A 20,468-nucleotide genomic window follows, 5' to 3' on the forward strand; every position below is an offset into this window, starting at 1 on the left:
ATGTAAAACTTTGAAGGAGGCAAGGTGTATGTCAGTACTTGATAATTTTGATTCATGGAAAGGCTTTTTGGCTAATAAGCTGCAGGAAGCACAGCAGCAGGGAATGAGCCAGCAAACAATAGAAAGTGTTGCTGAAGAAGTAGGCGACTACCTGGCACAAAGTGTAGATCCAAAAAACAGTGAAGAAACCGTACTGAGAGATTTATGGAACGCTGCTTCCGAAGAGGAACAGCAAGCAATTGCGAACACTATGATAAAACTTGTACAAAATCAAGGCAACATGAATCAATAAGAAACGAGGAGCTGCTTCCGGCAAAGCAGCTTCTTTTTCATTTATTTCCCCGTTATCCTAAGCTTCCACTTTTCATGGGAGTGAAAATCATTTATTATAGACTTATATTGCATTATTAAAGATGTTTGGTTACCATTAGTAAAGTATATATAATGGGAGGATATTTATGGATCGAACAGAATGGTATCTGGAATATGAAATTAAAAAGAACCGCCCTGGACTTTTGGGAGATATATCCTCTTTATTAGGAATGCTGTCATTTAACATTGTAACGATTAATGGTATTGAAAAATCAAGAAGGGTCATGCTGATTTTATCGAAATTTGATGAAAATATAACAAGGCTGCAGTCCATTCTCGACACGATGGATACGATTGAAGTAAGAAAAATCCGAAAACCGAAACTCCGTGACAGACTTGCTGTGAGACACGGCAGGTACATACACATGGATGTAGATGACCGGAAACTCGTCCGGTTTGTTAGAGATGAACTCGGATTATTGGTAGATTTCATGGCTGAGTTATTCAAACGGGAAGGACATAAATTAATTGGGATACGCGGCATGCCGCGGGTCGGAAAAACAGAATCCGTCGTTGCTGCAAGTGTTTCAGCTAATAAAAGGTGGCTGTTCGTATCAAGCACATTACTTAAGCAAACAGTGCGCAGTCAGCTGGTTGAAGGTGAATATAACGCAAATAATATTTATATTATAGATGGAGTTGTTTCTAAAAGCCGGGCAAACGAAAAACATTGGGAATTAATCAGAGAGGTTATGCAGCTCCCATCCATTAAAGTAGTAGAACATCCGGATATTTTTGTTCAGCAGACGGAATATGATATGGATGATTTTGATTATATTATAGAACTGCGAAGTCATGAGGATGAGGAAATTACTTATGAGCATGTGGAAAGGCAGCAGTTTGATCAGCAACAGGGATTTTCGATGTTTGATTTTTAGTTTGATTTTTAGTATTTCCTGTTAAAGGCTTCCGTCACATTGGTTCAGCGGTAAGCCAAGTTTGATGAAAATGGATGGTGTTTTTTATGGAAATAGGAGCAAGACTGAAAGAAGCCAGAGAAGAAAAAAATATATCCCTGGATAGTCTGCAGGAAACGACCAAAATTCAAAAGCGTTATCTGGTAGCTATTGAAGAGGGCAATCTGCAAGTTTTGCCTGGAAAATTTTATGCCAGGGCATTTATCAAGGAATATGCAAATGCGGTAGGCCTTGATCCAAATGAATTGCTTGAGGAATATAAGGAAGAAGTTCCAAAAACGGAGGATGAAACTGAAGTACAGTATAGCCGAATGCAGCGTACCAGAAAAGATAGCAGCTCGGAAAAAAACAATGCCATTTTTTCCCTGCTTCCGACGATTATTGTCATATTACTGGTAATTGGTATTTTCTTTGCCGCCTGGTATTTTATACAGCTGGCAGTGTCAAACGGCGATACAGACTCTCCGGAAGAGCAAAATGATAATGAAGAAATAATTATTAATAATCCGGAAGAGAATACAGATGGAGATGCTGGTACCGGCGAAGAAGAAACCGAAGATACAAATGAAGAAGCAAATGAGGAACCTGAGGAAGAAGAGTCAGAAGCCGAATTAAGCATCGTGGAGGAAGAAACAAGCGGGACAAATTCGACCTTTGATTTAAATGATGCGGGGGATGAAGTTACGCTTACGCTGGAGTCGAGCGGCAACACATGGCTGGAAATTGAGAATGAGGCAGGAGAGTCTTTATTCAGCGGAATGTTTTCCGAGGATCAATCACCGGTCGAATTGGATGTATCCGATGAAGAAAGTGTATACTTTAATATAGGAAATGCAGCTGATTTAATGATTATCTTTAATGACACCGAGCTGGAATATCCAATTGACCCGAATGAAAATGTAGTGCAGCGCATTTGGGTGAATATTAATAATTGAACCGAATCATTTATAAAACCCTTCCGAATTGTTCAGATTGGAAGGGTTTTGTACCTTGGCGATTAACAAAGGTGCTAAAGCCGCTTATGGATATATGAGCGGAAGACTTTTATCAGCAAAAGTTCAGCAGGACTTACAGCCGGCGTCGAATTTGTTTACAGGTGAGATTGGGAGGAAAATATATATGAACATACCAAATAGATTAACTTTATCCCGAATAATAATGATACCAATTTTTATTTTGCTCTTAGCACTGCCCTTGGAATGGGGAGAATGGAATATTGGAGAGAGAGAACTGCCGGTTGCCCATTTTATAGCAGCTTTAATTTTTATTGTGGCTGCTGCCACTGACTGGGTTGATGGCTATTATGCAAGGAAATATAATCTCATTACCAATCTTGGAAAGTTTTTGGATCCGCTTGCGGATAAACTGCTCGTTGCGGCTGCTTTAATTATGCTGGTGGAATTGGGAGCAGCACCGGCCTGGATCGTTATTATTATTATATCAAGGGAAATGGCTGTGACCGGACTTCGTTTGGTTGCCGCAGGCGAGGGAATTGTACTGGCAGCGGGGAGCATGGGGAAATTAAAGACAGCAACGCAAATGATTGCTATTGCCGTTTTATTGCTGAATAATTTTCCTTTTTCCTATATTGGTTTTCCATTTGGAACGGTTATGCTGTATGCTGCATTAATCTTTACCGTGATCTCGGGTTATGATTATTTTGTGAAAAATTGGCATGTAATGAGGGATTCGAAATGACAAAACAATATAAAGCGGAAATTATTGCTGTCGGTACAGAACTGTTATTGGGCCAGATTGCAAACACAAATGCACAATGGCTGTCCGCAGCGCTTGCGAAATATGGCATTAATGTTTATCAGCATATCGTGGTCGGTGACAATTTATCCCGTGTATTGAATGCTTTTAAGCTTGCACACAGCAGGTCGGATATCATTATCGTGACCGGGGGGCTCGGACCCACGGATGATGATATGACGAGAGAAGCATTTCAATCCATGACCGGATTGGAACTGGTGGAACACACTCCTTCCATGGAAAAAATAAAAACTTTTTTTGAAAAACAAAAATCCGTGATGACACCAAATAATCGAAGACAGGCCCGGGTGTTCGAGGGAGCGGCCGTACTGAAAAACAGAGTGGGAATGGCCCCGGGAATGATTATGGCCTATGAAAATAAAACATGGGTGTTTTTACCCGGAGTGCCGAGAGAAATGAAATCCCTGGCACGCAATGATGTATTTCCCTATTTGCAAAAATTGACCGGTCAGGAGGAAATCATTCAATCAACTGTATTAAAATTTATAGGAATCGGTGAATCTGCACTGGAACATGATTTGCAGGATTTAATAAAAAAACAAACCAATCCGACAATTGCACCATTGGCCCAAAATGATGGTGTAGTAGTACGGCTGACGGCAAATGCAGGTTCCATTGAAGAAGCAAATAACTTCATAACCCATACGAAAGAAGAAATTTTAAAACGGGTAGGGACGTACTATTACGGAGCTGATGAACAGACAATCGAGCAGCGCGTGTTCGCCATGCTGAAAAATCGAAATGTAACACTGGCAGCTGCTGAGAGCTTAACAGGCGGCATGTTTACAGAAAAACTCGTTTCAGTGGAAGGAGCTTCCGAGGTATGCCGGGGCGGCATTATTGCTTACGATGCCAATGTGAAAGAAAATCTGCTCGGTGTGTCTGCAGAAACGATTAACAAAGCGGGAACTGTCAGTGAAATATGTGCCATTGAAATGGCGTCCAATGTATATCAGAAACTTGATGCTGATATAGGCATCAGTTTTACCGGGGTGGCAGGACCGGTAGAATCGGAAGGAAAACCGGTTGGACTGGTATTTATTGCAATTTGTGACCGGAAAGGAAATCAGGTGGGTAAGGAATTTACATTTCAGGGAGACCGGAATTCCATTCGGAGAAGGGCAATGCTGAAGGGTTTTGAACTTTTATTAAATTTTTTAAAAAATGATGGAAAATAAAAATCTCATTCCGGGAATTCTTTAATTTTATTTTTTTATCATGTCTATGTCCCGGAATTTTTAATTTCTAAGCTAAAATAGCTATAGAAATACAAGAACATCTATTCGCTTTTTTCTTGGCAAATGGAGCAAAACATAGTATGATGTAATTAGTCAAAAAAAGGAGGAAGTCGTTTTGAGTGATAAAAAACAAGCATTGGATATGGCTTTAAGACAAATAGAAAAGCAATTTGGAAAAGGGTCCATTATGAAGCTCGGTGAACAGGCAGAACAAAAAATAGCAACAATTCCAAGCGGATCCCTTGCATTGGATGTAGCTTTAGGAATTGGCGGTTACCCCCGCGGCCGGGTGATCGAAATCTATGGCCCGGAATCTTCAGGTAAAACCACCGTTGCCCTGCACGCAATCGCAGAAGCCCAGCGAAAAGGCGGACAAGCTGCCTTCATCGATGCAGAGCATGCACTTGATCCCGGGTATGCCCGCGCTTTAGGTGTAAATATAGAAGAGCTTCTGTTGTCCCAGCCCGATACAGGAGAACAGGCATTGGAAATAGCTGAAGCCCTTGTCAGAAGCGGTGCTGTTGATATGGTAGTAGTAGATTCAGTTGCAGCACTTGTGCCAAAAGCGGAAATTGAAGGGGAAATGGGCGATTCCCATGTTGGTTTGCAGGCAAGGCTGATGTCCCAGGCATTGCGTAAATTGTCGGGGGCAATAAATAAATCAAAGACGACAGCAATATTTATAAACCAGATTCGCGAGAAAGTCGGTGTTATGTTTGGTAATCCGGAAACTACACCGGGCGGCCGGGCACTTAAGTTTTATTCCTCTGTCAGACTGGAGGTCCGCAGAGCGGAGACTTTGAAGCAGGGAAATGATATGGTCGGGAACAGAGCAAGAATTAAAGTCGTTAAAAACAAAGTAGCTCCACCATTTAAGCAAGCTGAGGTGGATATTATGTACGGGGAAGGCATATCCAAAGAAGGAGAAATTTTGGATATCGGTTCTGACCTGGATATCGTCGATAAAAGCGGTGCATGGTATTCCTATAACGGTGAACGGCTTGGACAGGGGCGCGAAAATGCCAAGCAATTCCTGAAAGAAAATGCAGAAATGATGGCAGAAATACAGCAGGCCGTCCGCAATCATTATAATATGGATGAAAAGACCGAAGAAACAGATGAGGAAGCTGCTGAGCAGGGAAGTCTGAATGTATAGCAACTGCCAGAATGATAGACTTAAATAGGAAAAGCCTGTTAGAGGTGGTCAGATAGTGAGTTCACAATTGGCATTTCAGCTGATAATTGAATCTCACTATCTTTTTCTATTTTACTTTTTCAGTACAACTGCTTCTTAAATTTGTTTTTAAAACAGCAATCTTCTAAAAACAGATGGGATTCAGGTAAATATTTCAGTGAACTGTTTTACTAAATTATTCCTGATAAGTTGTGACGTTTCCTTGACAATCACAATACAGACAATTACAATTAAAATGTATAAATATAATTTATATTATATGATTTAATTATTGTTATTTATGCACCTGAACATGTTACATGCCGACAATAATGAATTGTAAAAACTTAATAGCAATAGGAGGTGAAATCATGGACAATCCTATAATCATCTCCATTTTGCTTGCTTTAATCCTAATCGTCGGTATTGTTGTTGGTTATCTGATTCGTAAATCTATTGCGGAAGCTAAGATTTCAAGCGCGGAAACTTTGGCGAAGCAAATAGTTGATGAAGCACATCGGAATGCAGATGCCTCCAAAAAAGAGGCACTTCTTGAGGCGAAGGAAGAAAATCACAGGCTTCGTCAGCAGACCGAAGAGGAATTGCGCGAACGAAGATCTGAGGTACAGAAGCAGGAAAACCGTCTGATGCAAAAAGAAGAAAATCTGGACAGAAAAAGTGAAACACTTGATAAGCGTGAACTTATGCTGGAAGGAAGAGAGCAATCATTAACAGAAAAACAACAACAAATTGAAGAAATGGAAAGCAAAGTGGAAGCTATGTTAAAAGAGCAGCAAACCGAGCTTGAACGCATTTCAGGATATACTACTGACCACGCCAGACAGGTTATTTTAGAGCGAATTGAACAGGAAGTAGCACACGAATCAGCTTTATTGATCAAAGAAGCTGAAAACCGGGCAAAAGAAGAGGCTGATAAAAAGGCGAAAAATATACTTTCATTGGCTCTACAGCGTTGTGCTGCAGACCATGTAGCTGAAACGACCGTATCTGTTGTAGATCTTCCAAACGATGAAATGAAAGGCCGGATAATTGGAAGAGAAGGACGCAACATACGTACACTTGAAACCTTAACGGGCATTGACTTAATCATTGACGATACTCCCGAGGCGGTTATATTATCGGGCTTTGATCCAATCCGCAGGGAAACGGCGCGATTGGCTTTGGAAAAACTGGTCCAGGATGGCAGAATTCACCCTGCCCGAATCGAGGAAATGGTTGACAAAGCCAGGAGAGAAGTTGATGAATATATTAGGGAAATTGGTGAAGAAACGACCTTTGAAATTGGTGTACATGGATTGCATCCTGACCTGATTAAGATACTTGGTCGGCTAAAATATCGTACAAGCTATGGACAAAATGTTCTGAAGCATTCAACAGAGGTTGCTTCTCTTGCAGGATTACTTGCAGCAGAATTAGGAGAAGATGAGACACTGGCAAAAAGAGCCGGATTACTCCATGATATCGGTAAAGCAATTGACCATGAAGTGGAAGGCAGCCACGTCGAAATCGGCAAAGAATTGGCAACGAAATATAAGGAACATGAAGTCGTTATTAATTCGATTGCATCCCACCACGGGGATGAAGAACCAACATCGATTATTTCCGTGCTGGTAGCTGCAGCGGATGCCCTTTCTGCAGCCAGACCGGGCGCACGCAGTGAAACATTGGAAAACTACATCAAACGACTCGAAAAACTTGAAGAAATATCAGAAGGGTTTGATGGTGTAGAAAAATCATTTGCCATTCAAGCCGGAAGAGAAATTCGCATTATGGTAAAGCCTGATGAAATTGATGATCTGGAATCTGTACGCGTAGCCAGAGATATAAGGAAACGCATAGAAGATGAACTGGATTACCCGGGACATATTAAAGTAACTGTGATCAGGGAAACGAGATCAGTTGAATATGCCAAATAAAGCGGAGCATGGCTGCCCCGCTTTTTTTTGTGTAAAGAAAAAGCTGAACAGACAGAAATAGCGCGCCAAGGACCGTTGCAGATCTAAATAGCCAATCATGCAGATTGTTGATTTAAAAGCGGAAAAATGGCATAAATTAACTTACCGGTAAAATCACACACATCAGGAAAAAAAGGCGGCGGCCGAAGAAGTTGGTTTCCAATTTGAAGATCAATACATCATGAAATAACAGGCTTTGACATTTACAAACTGATGTGAAAAACTTAATGTAATAAAAGTATAGAAAAGAGTGAGCGCATGAAGATATTATTTATAGGCGATGTAGTCGGTTCACCCGGCAGAGCTATGATCGAAGAATATTTACCCAAACTGAAAAATAAATACAAACCCAACGTAACCATTATAAACGGGGAAAATGCTGCTTCGGGAAAAGGAATTACTGAAGCCATTTATAAGCAGTTTTTAGGCTGGGGGGCACAAGTGGTTACGATGGGAAACCACACTTGGGATAAAAAGGAAATCTTTCATTTTATTGATGAAGCAAAATATATGATCAGGCCGGCTAATTTTCCGGAAGGGAACCCGGGTAAAGGAATGACATTTCTCAATATAAACGGAAAAGAAGTTGCTGTAATTAATATCCAGGGGCGTACTTTTTTACCGGCAATTGATGATCCATTCCGGAAAATAGATGAATTAATTAATGAAGCAAAAAAAAGGACGAATATAATATTCGTGGACTTTCATGCAGAAGCAACAAGTGAGAAACAGGCGATGGGCTGGTATGTTGATGGGAGAGTAAGTGCTGTGGTTGGCACACATACCCATACACAAACTGCGGATGAACGCATTTTGCCGCAGGGGACCGCATATATAACAGATACGGGTATGACCGGCCCTTATGACGGCATTTTGGGTGTAGAAAAGGAAGCCGTATTAAAGCGCTTTTTAACTTCCATGCCTGTACGTTTTGAAATTACAAAAAAGGGAAGACACCAATTAAATGGTGTATTAATTACCTTAAATACTGAAAATGGGACAGCGACAAATATTGAAAGAATACTCATCAATGAAGACCACCCTTTCTTTCCATGACTAATTGAATTTTTGGAATTATTAATGCATAATAAAGTAATAAGCCAGCTATTCCGGGAATATAGTAGCAATAGAAGACCAATAGTTAACGAGGGAGGTACCAGTAATGGAAGTATTAAAGGTTTCAGCAAAATCAAATCCCAATTCAGTAGCAGGTGCACTTGCAAATGTTCTAAGAGAAAGAGGTTCAGCGGAAATTCAGGCAATTGGTGCGGGAGCATTAAACCAGGCAGTTAAAGCTGTAGCGATTGCCAGAGGGTTTGTGGCACCAAGCGGAGTTGATTTAATCTGCATACCGGCTTTTACCGATATTATGATTGATAATGAAGAAAGAACAGCGATAAAGCTGATTGTGGAGCCAAGATAGGTAATTTCAAAGGATGGGGGGGAATCTGCCCGCTTTGAATAAAGTATGATCTGACAGTCGTTCTTTTATATCATGTGAAATCCCAAAAGTGTTGCGTTATAAGCGCAGCGCTTTTTTTACTCCAATTAACTGTTTATCAAAACAGGGCTTAAAAATGACAATTATAGTAAACTTTCTCTTATTACCAGAGGTATTTTACTCGATATATTGTTTAATTTAATGATAAGCTTTATACTGTAAGAATGGATAGTTAACAGCACGAACAAGTATTATGGAAAGGAGATTCATGATGAACGAAGATCAGCGTTTGGAACAATCCCAAATTAAACAACCAGATAAAAAATCTGATAATAATATGAATCGAATTAAAAACACATCAAGCGATGATATGATTGCCAAATATTTTCAATCCAATTATCAGCCGCCGGATATTAAAAAAGCAAGGAAGCGCCGAAAGGAAGATATTCAATTCCATTATGATTTCTCTATCCCCGAAGATATGCAAAATATTGGGGAGGGAAAAAAGTTTCTTATCCGTACGTATGGCTGCCAGATGAATGAACACGATACGGAAGTAATGGCCGGGATTTTAACCGAAATGGGGTATGAATCCACTTCCGATACAAATGAAGCCGATATTATTTTATTGAACACCTGTGCCATCAGGGAGAACGCAGAAAATAAAGTATTTGGCGAGATTGGCCATCTAAAACCGTTAAAACTGGAAAAGCCTGATTTAATTCTAGGGGTTTGCGGCTGTATGTCCCAGGAAGAATCAGTGGTAAACCGCATTCTAAAAAAACATCAGCATGTTGATTTGATTTTTGGTACCCATAATATACATCGCCTGCCGCATTTAGTAAAAGAAGCGATGTTTGGGAAAGAAAAAATTGTAGAGGTATGGTCAAAAGAAGGAGATATTATTGAAAACCTCCCTAAGGCAAGAAAAGGAAAAATAAAAGCCTGGGTAAATATCATGTACGGTTGTGATAAATTCTGTACATATTGCATTGTCCCGATGACCCGCGGGAAAGAACGGAGCCGCAGACCGGAAGATATCATCCAGGAAGTCCGCCACCTGGCTGCGCAAGGCTATCAGGAAGTTACGCTGCTTGGGCAGAATGTTAATGCGTATGGCAAGGATTTTGAGGATACGGCCTATGGGCTTGGGGATCTGATGGATGATCTGCATAAAATAGATATCCCTCGAATCAGGTTTACTACCTCCCATCCAAGGGACTTTGATGACCGCCTGATAGAGGTGCTGGCAAAGGGCGGAAACCTGCTTGACCATATTCATCTGCCTGTACAATCCGGAAGCAGTGAAGTACTGAAAAAAATGAACCGGAAATATACGCGGGAAGAATATCTGGAGCTGGTGCGAAAGATCCGGAAAGCAATGCCGAATGCAACATTAACAACGGACATCATTGTCGGTTTTCCAAACGAAACGGATGAACAGTTTGAAGAAACAATGACATTGGTGGAGGAAGTCGGATTTGAAGCAGCATATACATTTATTTATTCTCCAAGGGAAGGAACTCCAGCCGCCCGCAAAAAAGATGATATACCGGAAGAAGTGAAAAAGCAGCGCCTCTACCGTTTAAATGAACTGGTGAATAAACAATCCGCGGCATCAATGAAAAAATATGACAAGCAGATTGTTAAAGTACTGGTGGAAGGTGAAAGCAAGAAGGATCCGGAAGTGCTGGCAGGTTATACGGAAAAAAATAAACTCGTTAACTTTAAAGGACCTAAGTCAGCAATCGGAAAAATTGTGGAAGTGGAAATTACCGAAGCAAAAACCTGGTCACTGGATGGGGTTATGGTTGAAAATAAAGTAGAGGTGAACGGATGATGGCAGAGTACACAAGAAAACAAGTTTTGGATGAAGCAAAAAAGCTTGCAGAAATGCTCGCAAACACAGAAGAAATAGACCGCTTTAAGCAAGTGGAAGCAAAAATTAATGAAAATCAGAAGGTACAGCAGCTGATAAAGCGAATAAAAACATTGCAAAAGCAAGCGGTGAATTTCCAGGCATATGAAAAAACAGAGGCTTTGAAAAAAGTCGAAGCAGAAATAGACCGGCTGCAGGCAGAAATCGATGATATCCCGGTAGTTCAGGAGTTTAAGGAAACACAAATTGTAGTCAATGATGTGCTGCAATTAATTTCCGGAACAATTGCGAGAGAAGTGACCAATAATGTCATCGAGTCTACAGGCGGTGATCTGCTTTCAGGGGAAACAGGTTCTAAAGCAAAAAATGGTACAGCTTGCGGACATTAATAAACAAATGAGCAGAGGAAATGCTGCTTCAATTATATAATTTTAACGGCAGGTTCAATTTTTTAGTCTTTGAGCATAAGAAAACCCGTCTTCACTTAAAAATAAGTGAATTCGGGTTTTTCTTATGCACAAATTTTTCCGGATTATAATTAAATATACTGGGTATGTTTTTAGGCGATAAACATTCATAAAAAATGCTTTCCCCGAATTCATCATTTCACTATGCACTTTAGGTATTTGTCTTGCATAAAATGACTATGAAAAAGAGGAGGTAAACGTAATTATGAGTTTTCTAGATAAAGAATACAGAGAAATCATTACGAAAGCTGTATGTGGCAAAGGGAAAAAGTTTACGCAGGCAACGCATTATGTATCCCCTTCACATAAACCATCAAGCATACTCGGCTGCTGGATTATCAACCATCTATACAATGCTAAGAAAAAATCAGAGGATACAGTAGAGATACACGGGAGCTATGACATTAACATCTGGTATTCGTATAATGATAATACAAAAACAGAAGTAGTAACAGAAAGAGTAACTTACACGGATGTGGTGCCGCTTTCTGTTAAGGATGACAATACCATTAATGATGAATTTGATGTTATTGCTAAAGTGGTCCAGCAGCCGAATTGCCTGGAATGCAAAATTTCCAATAAAGGAAACAAAATCGTAGTAGAAGTAGAAAGAGAGTTCCTCGTTCAGGTAATTGGGGAAACGAAAATTTCCGTAAAAGTGACCCGTAAAGCAAATAAAGATAGTGATTTTGACGAAAGCAGCAGCTGGGATTTTGAATTGACTGATGATGAACTATCAGATGTGGAACCGGATTTCCTTGATAAAAAAGATTAACAAATTACGGGGAGTGATTTCCTCGTAATTTTTTTTGCAGGCCGGAAATTCTGTACTGCTTTCCTGCCTGCAAAAAATTGCTGACTCTTTTAAAACTGCGTTTAACTTAAATCACGTCTTTGCCTGCTGTTTTTCGTATTCTGTGTTCGTCTTACCAAAGTCTAATATGCTATAATTAATGTGAATATATTTTGGCAGACAATAAAGTTTTATAGTTACCTGCCTTCATTAATGCAAGGACTATAAGGAGGCCGTGTTCAGGTTCTTCCTATTATTACCTTTGCAGGATCATCGCTTGGCGGGAAACCAAGCTTTTTAACTCGGTTTTGGAGGATGACTTATGGCAAAATTCACACCAATGATGCAGCAATATTTAAGAATTAAAGCAGCATATAAAGATGCATTTTTATTTTTCCGTTTAGGCGACTTTTATGAAATGTTTTTTGATGATGCCATATTGGCGGCAAGGGAATTGGAGATTACGCTGACAAAGCGGGATGCCAATCAAAGTAATCCTATTCCCATGTGCGGTGTTCCTTATCATGCTTCGGAAAATTACATAAAAAAACTGATTGAAAAAGGATATAAAGTGGCTATTTGCGAACAGGTAGAAGATCCTAAAACCGCAAAAGGGGTAGTTAAAAGGGAAGTAATACAGTTAATTACACCGGGGACCGTAATGGAAAGCAGAATGCTTGATGCGGATGAAAACAATTATATTGTCAGTCTATCCCATTTTAAAGACGGTTCTTTCGTGGTTGTTTATCATGATTTATCAACCGGTGAAAACCGTCTGGCTTTAATTACGGAAGGATGGGATGCGGTCATCCATGAATTGTACAACCAATCCGTAAAGGAAATGGTAATAGACTCCGGATTGGCCGAAGATAAGCAAAATCAACTGAGAGAACGATTAAATGTTACTTTATCCTACCAGGATGAGGTGAATTTTCACGGGGAGTATCGGGAACTGTGTGAAAACTTAAATGATGAGAGACTCATTAAAGCATTCAGCAGATTGCTAAACTATGTGCAAAGTACACAGAAACGCTCACTTGAACATTTGAAAAAGGCTGAAGTGATTGAACTGAAGTCCTACATGAGTCTTGATATGTATTCCAAGCGCAATCTGGAATTAACGGAAACGATTATGAAAAAAGGCAAACATGGCAGCCTTTTATGGGTACTGGACCAAACAGTGACTGCCATGGGTACCAGAATGCTGAAAAAATGGCTGGAGAGGCCGCTGCTTGACAAAAGACGGATTGAAAACCGGCTTGAAATCGTAGATGGATTCTACCAGGGGTTTATGGAAAGGGAAGAATTGAGAGAAGCTTTGAAGTCTGTTTATGATCTCGAAAGATTAGCAGGAAGAATAGCATTCGGTAATGTAAATGCAAGGGACTTATTGCAATTAAAACAATCATTGGAAAAGGTTCCCGAATTAAAAGAAATACTCCGGCGATTTGGCCAGAAAGAAATAAGCAATTTAGCTGATGCGCTGGTTTTACCAGATACAATAACGGAATTGCTTGCTGACAGTCTAGCAGATGATCCTCCCGTTTCCATCAGAGAAGGAGACATTATAAAAGACGGGTATCATGAACGGCTGGATGCATACCGGGACGCTTCCCGCAATGGGAAAAAGTGGATTGCGGAATTGGAACAAAAAGAAAAAGAAGAAACAAAAATAAAATCTTTGAAAATAGGCTATAACCGTGTTTTTGGTTATTACATTGAAGTAACGAAAGCCAATTTGCACCTGCTCCCTGAAGGCAGGTATGAGCGGAAGCAAACCTTAACCAATGCAGAACGCTATATTACCCCGGAGTTAAAAGAAAAAGAACAATTGATTCTGGAAGCGGAAGAAAAAAGTGTGGATCTCGAATACCAGCTTTTTATTGAAATTCGCGAACAGATGAAGGAACATATTCCCGAGCTGCAGCGAATTGCAGATATTGTAAGTCATATTGATGTATTGCAATCATTTGCAGAGGTGAGTGAAAAAAATAATTACAAGCGACCGAGCTTCACCGATAAAAAGCTAACCATTAAAAACGGCAGACACCCTGTACTCGAAAAAGTCATGAAAGACGGATCTTTCGTGCCCAACGATATAGAATTGGATGATACTAAAAATATTTTACTGATTACAGGTCCAAATATGTCCGGGAAAAGCACATACATGCGGCAATTGGCACTAACTGTGATCATGGGGCAAATCGGCTGCTTTGTTCCATGTGAGGGTGCAGAACTTATCTTGTTTGACAAAATATTTACCCGGATCGGTGCTGCTGATGATCTCGTTTCAGGACAAAGCACATTTATGGTGGAAATGCTGGAAGCTAATCACGCGATTCAAAATGCGACGGATCATAGTTTAATATTACTGGACGAAATAGGACGGGGGACAAGCACCTACGATGGCATGGCGCTGGCACAGGCTATCGTGGAATATATTCATAATAATATAAGGGCAAAAACATTATTTTCCACGCATTATCATGAATTGACCGTCCTGGAGGAATCATTGCCAACATTAAAAAACATTCATGTCAGGGCAGAAGAGTATGAAGGCAATATTGTTTTTCTTCACCAAATAAAAGAAGGTGCAGCAGATGAAAGTTATGGAATTCAAGTTGCCAGACTGGCAGAGCTTCCCGACACTTTAATTGAAAGAGCCGGTGCTATACTGGAAAAACTGGAAAGTGAGGCAAAACCTTCTCCAGCTACAGAGAAAATGGAATCGGGACAGCTGTCCTTTTTTGTGGAAGAACCAAAAGGGGAAAACAAAGAGACACTTCCCCCGGCACATCAAAAAACCATCGATGATTTACGTGATTTAAATTTATTTGAAATGACACCGCTGGAAGCGATGAATGAATTATACCGTCTGCAAAAGAAAGTAAAAAAGTAATCATGCGGAAAGGATCGTTTACATGAGCATTATACAGATGCCTGAGGACCTGGCGAACAAAATTGCAGCAGGTGAAGTGGTGGAACGCCCAGCATCTGTTGTAAAAGAATTAATCGAAAACAGTATCGATGCAGGCAGTACATGGATTAAGGTGGAAATAAAAGAAGCCGGCTTACAACAGATTAAAATTACCGATAACGGAGATGGAATGTCGGAGGAAGATTGTGAAAGAGCTTTTTTACGCCATGCTACAAGTAAAATAAGAAATGAAAATGACCTGTTTCATGTCAACACCCTGGGATTTCGCGGCGAGGCGCTGGCCAGCATAGCCTCTGTAAGCAGGCTAACGATTAAAACATCACAAGGAGATGAAGCAGGTACGCTATTAACAATGGAAGGCGGGAAGGTGGTAGAAAAAAAGAAAAGTGATGCAAGAAAAGGTACAGAAATCATTGTGGAGGACATTTTTTTCAACACTCCCGCACGGCTGAAGTATATGAAAACCATTCATACAGAGCTTGGTCATATTACAGATCATCTAAATCGCCTGGCATTCTCCCATCCCGAAATCCGTTTTGAGGCAACACATAATGGGAGAGATTTATTTAAAACATCTGGGAAAGGGGAGCTGCTTCAGGTCATTGCCAATGTGTACGGAATGAGCGTGGCGAAGCAAATGGTTCCTATCGAGCATCAAACACTTGATTTTACAATAACGGGGTATATTTCCAAGCCCGAGGTTACAAGAGCCTCGCGCAATTATATAACACTTTTAATAAATGGAAGATATGTAAAGAGTATCCCCCTGACAAAAGCTATTATGGAGGGGTACCACACATTGCTGCCGATTGGGAGAAAGCCAATTGCTGTAATTTCGATTGTGATGGATCCTATTCTGGTGGATGTAAATGTCCACCCTGCCAAATTGGAAGCACGATTCAGCAAGGATAAAGAATTGTATACGGCGATTGAGGAAACGATTAAAGATAAGTTCAGGCAATTAACACTCATACCTGAAATGAAGCAAAAACCTGTACAGAAAGAAAAAAACCTTCAGCATACAATGAACTTTGAAGAGCCTGCGAGGGAAAAGGAGCCGATAAATCAAAACAAAATCAGGGAATATCAGCCGGCCTTTGTTCAGGAAGACATCCCGACAAAGCCACAGCCGCCGGAAATAGAAAATGAACAGGCTGAGGCCGCGGCAGCCGACAATGCCGATCCTATAGAACAACATATTCCCGAGACTCCCAAAATATCCGGTTCCGCAGCAGAAGAACGCATTCCGGTCATGTACCCGATTGGCCAGCTCCAAGGTACGTATATATTGGCCCAGAATGAAAACGGCCTGTATATGATTGATCAGCATGCTGCCCAGGAAAGAATAAAATATGAATATTTTAAAAAGAAACTGGGCATTACAACGAATGAAGTACAAGAATTGCTCTTCCCGCTGACTTTTGAGTTTTCGGCCCAGGAAGCATTATTAATAGAGCAGTATAAAGAGCAGCTGGAAAAGGTAGGATTGTTTTTTGAACCATTTGGCCAACATACATTTATTATCCGCTCTCATCCCCGCTGGTTCCCAAAAAACTTTGAAGAAGAAGTAATAAGGGAAATGGTGGATGAGGTCATTCATAAAGGTAAAGTGGACGTCGAGACAATTCGCGAGGATGCTGCTATTTTAATGTCATGCAAACGATCGATCAAAGCAAATCATTATTTAAATCAGGATGAAATGTTTCGCCTGCTGGAAGATTTGCGCCATACGATAGATCCGTTTACATGTCCGCACGGGAGACCTATCATTGTTCACTTTTCCTCCTATGAGCTGGAAAAGATGTTTAAACGTGTCATGTAAATTAAAAAATGTATAAAGTGCATCTGCCTCGTACAAGCTAAGACAAAAATGGCGAGGTGGAATAAACGTGGATAATCAAAAGCTGATCAATTTTTTGAATCAATTGTTATCAAACTACTTTGTTATGTATGTAAAATTGCACAGGTATCATTGGTTTGTACAAGGCAGGCATTTCTTTGTGCTCCATGAAAAATTTGAAGAGATGTATAATATGTTTGCAGAGGACCTTGATGAAATTGCAGAAAGAATTTTAATGATTGACGGGAAACCTCTTGCAACCATGGTAAAATATTTAAAAGAAGCTACACTGACAGAAGCAAATGCAGATGATAAGGAAAATGAAATGATCAACCAGCTTATAGAAGATTACAATCAGATTATAACGGAGATAAAAGATGAAGGAATGGTCTATGCCGATAATGAAAATGATGAACCCACGTTAGACTTGCTCATTTCGTTGCAGGCAAAACTGGAAAAATACGTTTGGATGCTAAAAGCATACCGGGCTTATGAATAATCTATTGCTTACAGGGGAATACTAATGAAAAAAAATGTAATTGTGATTGTTGGACCTACCGCAGTCGGGAAAACAAAATTAAGCATTGAAGCAGCAAAAAAATTCAATGGGGAAATTATCAGCGGGGACGCGATGCAAATATATAAAGGAATGGATATTGGCACTGCAAAAATAACAAAAGAAGAAATGCAGGGAATTCCGCATCATATGATCGATATTAAAGAGCCTGATGAAAGTTTTTCAGCTGCAGAATTTCAAACACTGGTACAAAAACATATAGAAGAAATTGTTTCATCGGGAAAAATGCCAATTATTGCCGGGGGCAGCGGCTTATATATACAAGCTGCACTATTTAACTATAACTTTTCCAGCAGGCAGGATTCCCGGATTACGGAGAGACTGCAGGAAAAGGTCCGTGAAGAGGGGATAACACCTTTATTTGAAAAACTAAAACAAATTGATCCAACCCAAGCTGAGAAGATCCATCCAAATAACGAGCGCAGAGTGATCAGAGCCATAGAGGTGTATGAAAAAACGGGAATGACCATGACGGAATTTCAGCAAAGTCAGGAAGCCTCTTCCCCGTATCACCCATGTTTTATCGGTTTAACAATGGAAAGAACACTTTTATATGAGAGGATCAATAAACGGGTAGATGACATGATTGACAATGGATTGATCCAAGAAGTAAGAGAGTTATATAATAAAGGATATAAAGATATGCAATCCATGAAGGCAATCGGATACAAGGAATTTATACCGTACTTTGAAAATAGACAAAGTTTAGATGAAACCATTCATATTCTAAAAAGAAATTCCCGCAGGTTTGCCAAAAGACAGTATACATGGTTTAAAAATAAAATGGATATTACGTGGTATCATCTGGAAGAGAGCGCAATTAATGAAAAATTTAGAATCATATTAGAAGATTTAGCAGGATTTTTCAAAGAAAGATAGAAATAAGAAGGTATAGATAGAAAAGGGAGGAAGAACCATGGCACAAACTGTAAATATTCAGGATCAATATTTAAATCAGTTAAGAAAGAACCACATTTCCGTTACTGTATTTTTAACCAATGGTTTTCAGTTAAGAGGAGTGGTGAAAGCATTTGATAATTTTACCGTTTTATTGGAAACGGACGGTAAACAGCAATTAATATATAAACATGCGATATCTACATTTGCTCCTGTTAAAAATGTTACGCTGGAAAAGGAATCATAAAAATTGCAGACGCTTCATAGCGTCTGTTTTTTTATGATAAAAGTTATCCTATCAATTTAGAATATAAGCGGTAAGAAGGATTTATAATGTGTTTTAAGTTTGCCGGAACTTGAAGAACGTGTGAATTTTAAGAAAGAATCACCGAAAAAATGATTTTCGTGGTACTTTCATCCATTTGCTGAGTGACAATAAAGTTTTTTAAATAACATTTATCTTTTATTTCATTAATGGGTCATATTGTGAGTAAAAAAATTTTGCAATCGAGAACAAATCCTTGGCAGTCGGATGTGATAAATTTAAATGGAATTATAACAAGGGAGGAATAAATTATGAATAACAAAATCCAAAAAATCACGCCAAATTTGTGGTTCGATACGCAAGCCAAACAGGCGGCAGAGTTGTACACTTCTATTTTTGAAAATTCCCGGATTGGAAAAATCACCCGCTACGGGAAGGAGCGTAAAGAGGAAATAGGAGAAGTCGATGGCATATCAGAAGGAACGGTAATGACTGTGGAATTCCGGCTGGAAGGACAAGAATTTGTAGCATTAAATGGCGGTCCTCAATTCAATTTTACTGAGGCGATATCATTTATTGTCCATTGCGGCACACAAGGTGAACTCGACTATTTTTGGGAAAAACTCTCCGAAGGCGGAGATGAAAAGGCTCAAAACTGCGGTTGGCTAAAAGATAAGTATGGCGTGTCGTGGCAAATTACTCCTGCCAACTTGACCGAAATGGTAAGCAACCCCGATCCTGAAAAATCAGAAAGAGTGTTGAAGGCACTGTATGAGATGAAGAAAATTGATATAAATACTTTAGAACGAGCGTATGAAGGATAAGTTTCTGGCTGAATAAAGATTCTTTACCATTGGAATACCCAGTACTAATCATTACGGGCGGCAGGACAGTGTTGTTTGGTATAAAGATTTATGGAAGTTGATTGTTGATTATTTTCCAAGAGCGAACTTTACAGCATTTGGTATGGCAGGTCATAATCTTCGAATTGAAAGTTTAATGTATTTGAATCGATAACAGGCAATTGGCTCGAAAGGGTTCAACAAGAACTTGCGAAAAAGCGTTCATCAGTTTAATTCTACTAAGTAATCTTGATTTCAAGTCTTCTGCAATGGGGCACGAAATTATGGCATAAAAATTTGATTTTAAACGACTTTATCGTTACGTAGGTACGTATTCAGGGACTGCACTGGGAATCAAACATTTTATTTTTGCACGTCCGCAAATGTTAACGGTGTAATTGAGTATCCTAAGTGTATTTTTGAAAAATGTACTTAAATTAAACCATTTTTAGTTGAACAAAAACAATTAAATGTCACGCTAAAAAAGCTCAGAAAATCTCCTGAGCTTTTTAATGTTATTATAGATCCTTGTGTAATTAAGGGCAGGTTGTGTAACAGTGAAACCTTTATTTTTCTACTTCGTATTTAAGGTAAAACAAATAAAATCTGCAATAATTGACACTAATTCATAAAGAAGGAAGGTGAGTTATATTATTTTTATAAATTCTTTGATAAGAGGTAGTATACCATTAGCCATAATGGGTGGAATTGCTTTACTCCTCTATTTTCAAGGTAAGTATTCAGATGCAAAAAGTACGTTTATTACTGGTGTTATCATATTTTTCGTTGCTGCTGCATCCGTTATTTATGAAGTGGAAGACTGGAGTATATTTAAGCGGAGTATTATCCATTTTTGTGTGATGCTGTTCACCATTTATCCCATCCTTTTACTTAGCGGTTGGTTTAAGATTTCATCATTCTTGGATACATTAAAAGTTTTCATCATTTTCCTTTTGGTTGGTCTTGTTTTGTGGTCACTGTTTATGATATTGGCTAAAGTTTTCTCGTGGTAAATATTATGTGCTTATTACAGAAACGGGTGCATTCCTCTAAGAAGGAGATCGAACCCTTTCTAA

At 39.5% G+C, this 20,468-nt stretch carries 19 protein-coding genes; all 19 read left to right on the forward strand.

Annotated features, from left to right (window positions below):
- Positions 1-28: 28 nt before the first annotated feature.
- The 19 genes from GHD25_RS06280 (at position 29) to GHD25_RS06370 (ending at position 20,405) form a co-directional block, all read left to right on the forward strand.
- On the forward strand, positions 29-292 hold the full coding sequence (locus GHD25_RS06280; protein ID WP_164215520.1) for a DUF3243 domain-containing protein: 264 nt from the start codon (positions 29-31) through the stop codon (positions 290-292).
- Between the two features lie 166 nt (positions 293-458).
- On the forward strand, positions 459-1,250 hold the full coding sequence (locus GHD25_RS06285) for a DUF3388 domain-containing protein (protein ID WP_164215521.1): 792 nt from the start codon (positions 459-461) through the stop codon (positions 1,248-1,250).
- Positions 1,251-1,336: 86 nt separating this feature from the next.
- On the forward strand, positions 1,337-2,224 hold the full coding sequence (locus GHD25_RS06290; protein ID WP_164215522.1) for a helix-turn-helix domain-containing protein: 888 nt from the start codon (positions 1,337-1,339) through the stop codon (positions 2,222-2,224).
- A gap of 184 nt (positions 2,225-2,408) precedes the next feature.
- The gene (pgsA, locus tag GHD25_RS06295) at positions 2,409-2,987 is read left to right on the forward strand and encodes a CDP-diacylglycerol--glycerol-3-phosphate 3-phosphatidyltransferase (protein WP_164215523.1); all 579 of its coding nucleotides are present in this window, start codon (positions 2,409-2,411) and stop codon (positions 2,985-2,987) included.
- The gene (locus GHD25_RS06300) at positions 2,984-4,243 is read left to right on the forward strand and encodes a competence/damage-inducible protein A (protein ID WP_164215524.1); all 1,260 of its coding nucleotides are present in this window, start codon (positions 2,984-2,986) and stop codon (positions 4,241-4,243) included. Before pgsA ends, GHD25_RS06300 begins: the two co-directional genes overlap by 4 nt.
- A 175-nt stretch (positions 4,244-4,418) precedes the next feature.
- Complete coding sequence (gene recA, locus GHD25_RS06305; protein WP_164215525.1) at positions 4,419-5,459, forward strand: recombinase RecA; 1,041 nt, start codon at positions 4,419-4,421, stop codon at positions 5,457-5,459.
- A gap of 389 nt (positions 5,460-5,848) precedes the next feature.
- Positions 5,849-7,414, forward strand: a complete 1,566-nt coding sequence (rny, locus tag GHD25_RS06310) for a ribonuclease Y (protein WP_164215526.1) — start codon at positions 5,849-5,851, stop codon at positions 7,412-7,414.
- Positions 7,415-7,711: 297 nt separating this feature from the next.
- A complete protein-coding gene (locus GHD25_RS06315) occupies positions 7,712-8,509 on the forward strand; it encodes a TIGR00282 family metallophosphoesterase (protein ID WP_164215527.1) in 798 nt (265 codons plus the stop codon).
- 106 nt (positions 8,510-8,615) lie between these two features.
- Positions 8,616-8,876, forward strand: a complete 261-nt coding sequence (locus GHD25_RS06320) for a stage V sporulation protein S (RefSeq protein ID WP_164215528.1) — start codon at positions 8,616-8,618, stop codon at positions 8,874-8,876.
- A 289-nt stretch (positions 8,877-9,165) separates the two neighbouring features.
- On the forward strand, positions 9,166-10,734 hold the full coding sequence (gene miaB, locus GHD25_RS06325; RefSeq protein WP_164215529.1) for a tRNA (N6-isopentenyl adenosine(37)-C2)-methylthiotransferase MiaB: 1,569 nt from the start codon (positions 9,166-9,168) through the stop codon (positions 10,732-10,734).
- Positions 10,734-11,162 (forward strand): YlbF/YmcA family competence regulator, encoded by a 429-nt coding sequence (locus tag GHD25_RS06330; protein ID WP_164215530.1) that lies wholly within the window; start codon positions 10,734-10,736, stop codon positions 11,160-11,162. The genes miaB and GHD25_RS06330 overlap by 1 nt, the downstream gene beginning before the upstream one ends.
- A gap of 283 nt (positions 11,163-11,445) precedes the next feature.
- Positions 11,446-12,015, forward strand: coding sequence for an outer spore coat protein CotE (locus tag GHD25_RS06335; protein ID WP_164215531.1), 570 nt, complete (start codon positions 11,446-11,448; stop codon positions 12,013-12,015).
- Between the two features lie 340 nt (positions 12,016-12,355).
- Positions 12,356-14,932, forward strand: coding sequence for a DNA mismatch repair protein MutS (gene mutS, locus GHD25_RS06340; protein WP_164215532.1), 2,577 nt, complete (start codon positions 12,356-12,358; stop codon positions 14,930-14,932).
- A gap of 22 nt (positions 14,933-14,954) precedes the next feature.
- Entirely contained in the window at positions 14,955-16,793 is a 1,839-nt protein-coding gene (mutL, locus tag GHD25_RS06345) for a DNA mismatch repair endonuclease MutL (RefSeq protein ID WP_164215533.1), read from the forward strand.
- 67 nt (positions 16,794-16,860) lie between these two features.
- Positions 16,861-17,310 (forward strand): Dps family protein, encoded by a 450-nt coding sequence (locus GHD25_RS06350; RefSeq protein WP_164215534.1) that lies wholly within the window; start codon positions 16,861-16,863, stop codon positions 17,308-17,310.
- 24 nt (positions 17,311-17,334) lie between these two features.
- Positions 17,335-18,267, forward strand: a complete 933-nt coding sequence (miaA, locus tag GHD25_RS06355; RefSeq protein ID WP_164215535.1) for a tRNA (adenosine(37)-N6)-dimethylallyltransferase MiaA — start codon at positions 17,335-17,337, stop codon at positions 18,265-18,267.
- A 37-nt stretch (positions 18,268-18,304) separates the two neighbouring features.
- Positions 18,305-18,532 carry an RNA chaperone Hfq gene (gene hfq / locus GHD25_RS06360; RefSeq protein ID WP_164215536.1) on the forward strand — a complete coding sequence of 76 codons (228 nt, stop codon included), beginning with the start codon at positions 18,305-18,307 and terminating at the stop codon, positions 18,530-18,532.
- Positions 18,533-18,861: 329 nt separating this feature from the next.
- A complete protein-coding gene (locus GHD25_RS06365) occupies positions 18,862-19,374 on the forward strand; it encodes a VOC family protein (RefSeq protein ID WP_164215537.1) in 513 nt (170 codons plus the stop codon).
- Positions 19,375-20,060: 686 nt separating this feature from the next.
- Positions 20,061-20,405, forward strand: a complete 345-nt coding sequence (locus tag GHD25_RS06370) for a DUF3021 family protein (protein WP_240452243.1) — start codon at positions 20,061-20,063, stop codon at positions 20,403-20,405.
- Positions 20,406-20,468 lie beyond the last annotated feature (63 nt).

The sequence above is a fragment of the Virgibacillus aidingensis genome (genome assembly GCF_010994035.1).
GTDB lineage: Bacteria > Bacillota > Bacilli > Bacillales > Amphibacillaceae > Virgibacillus_N.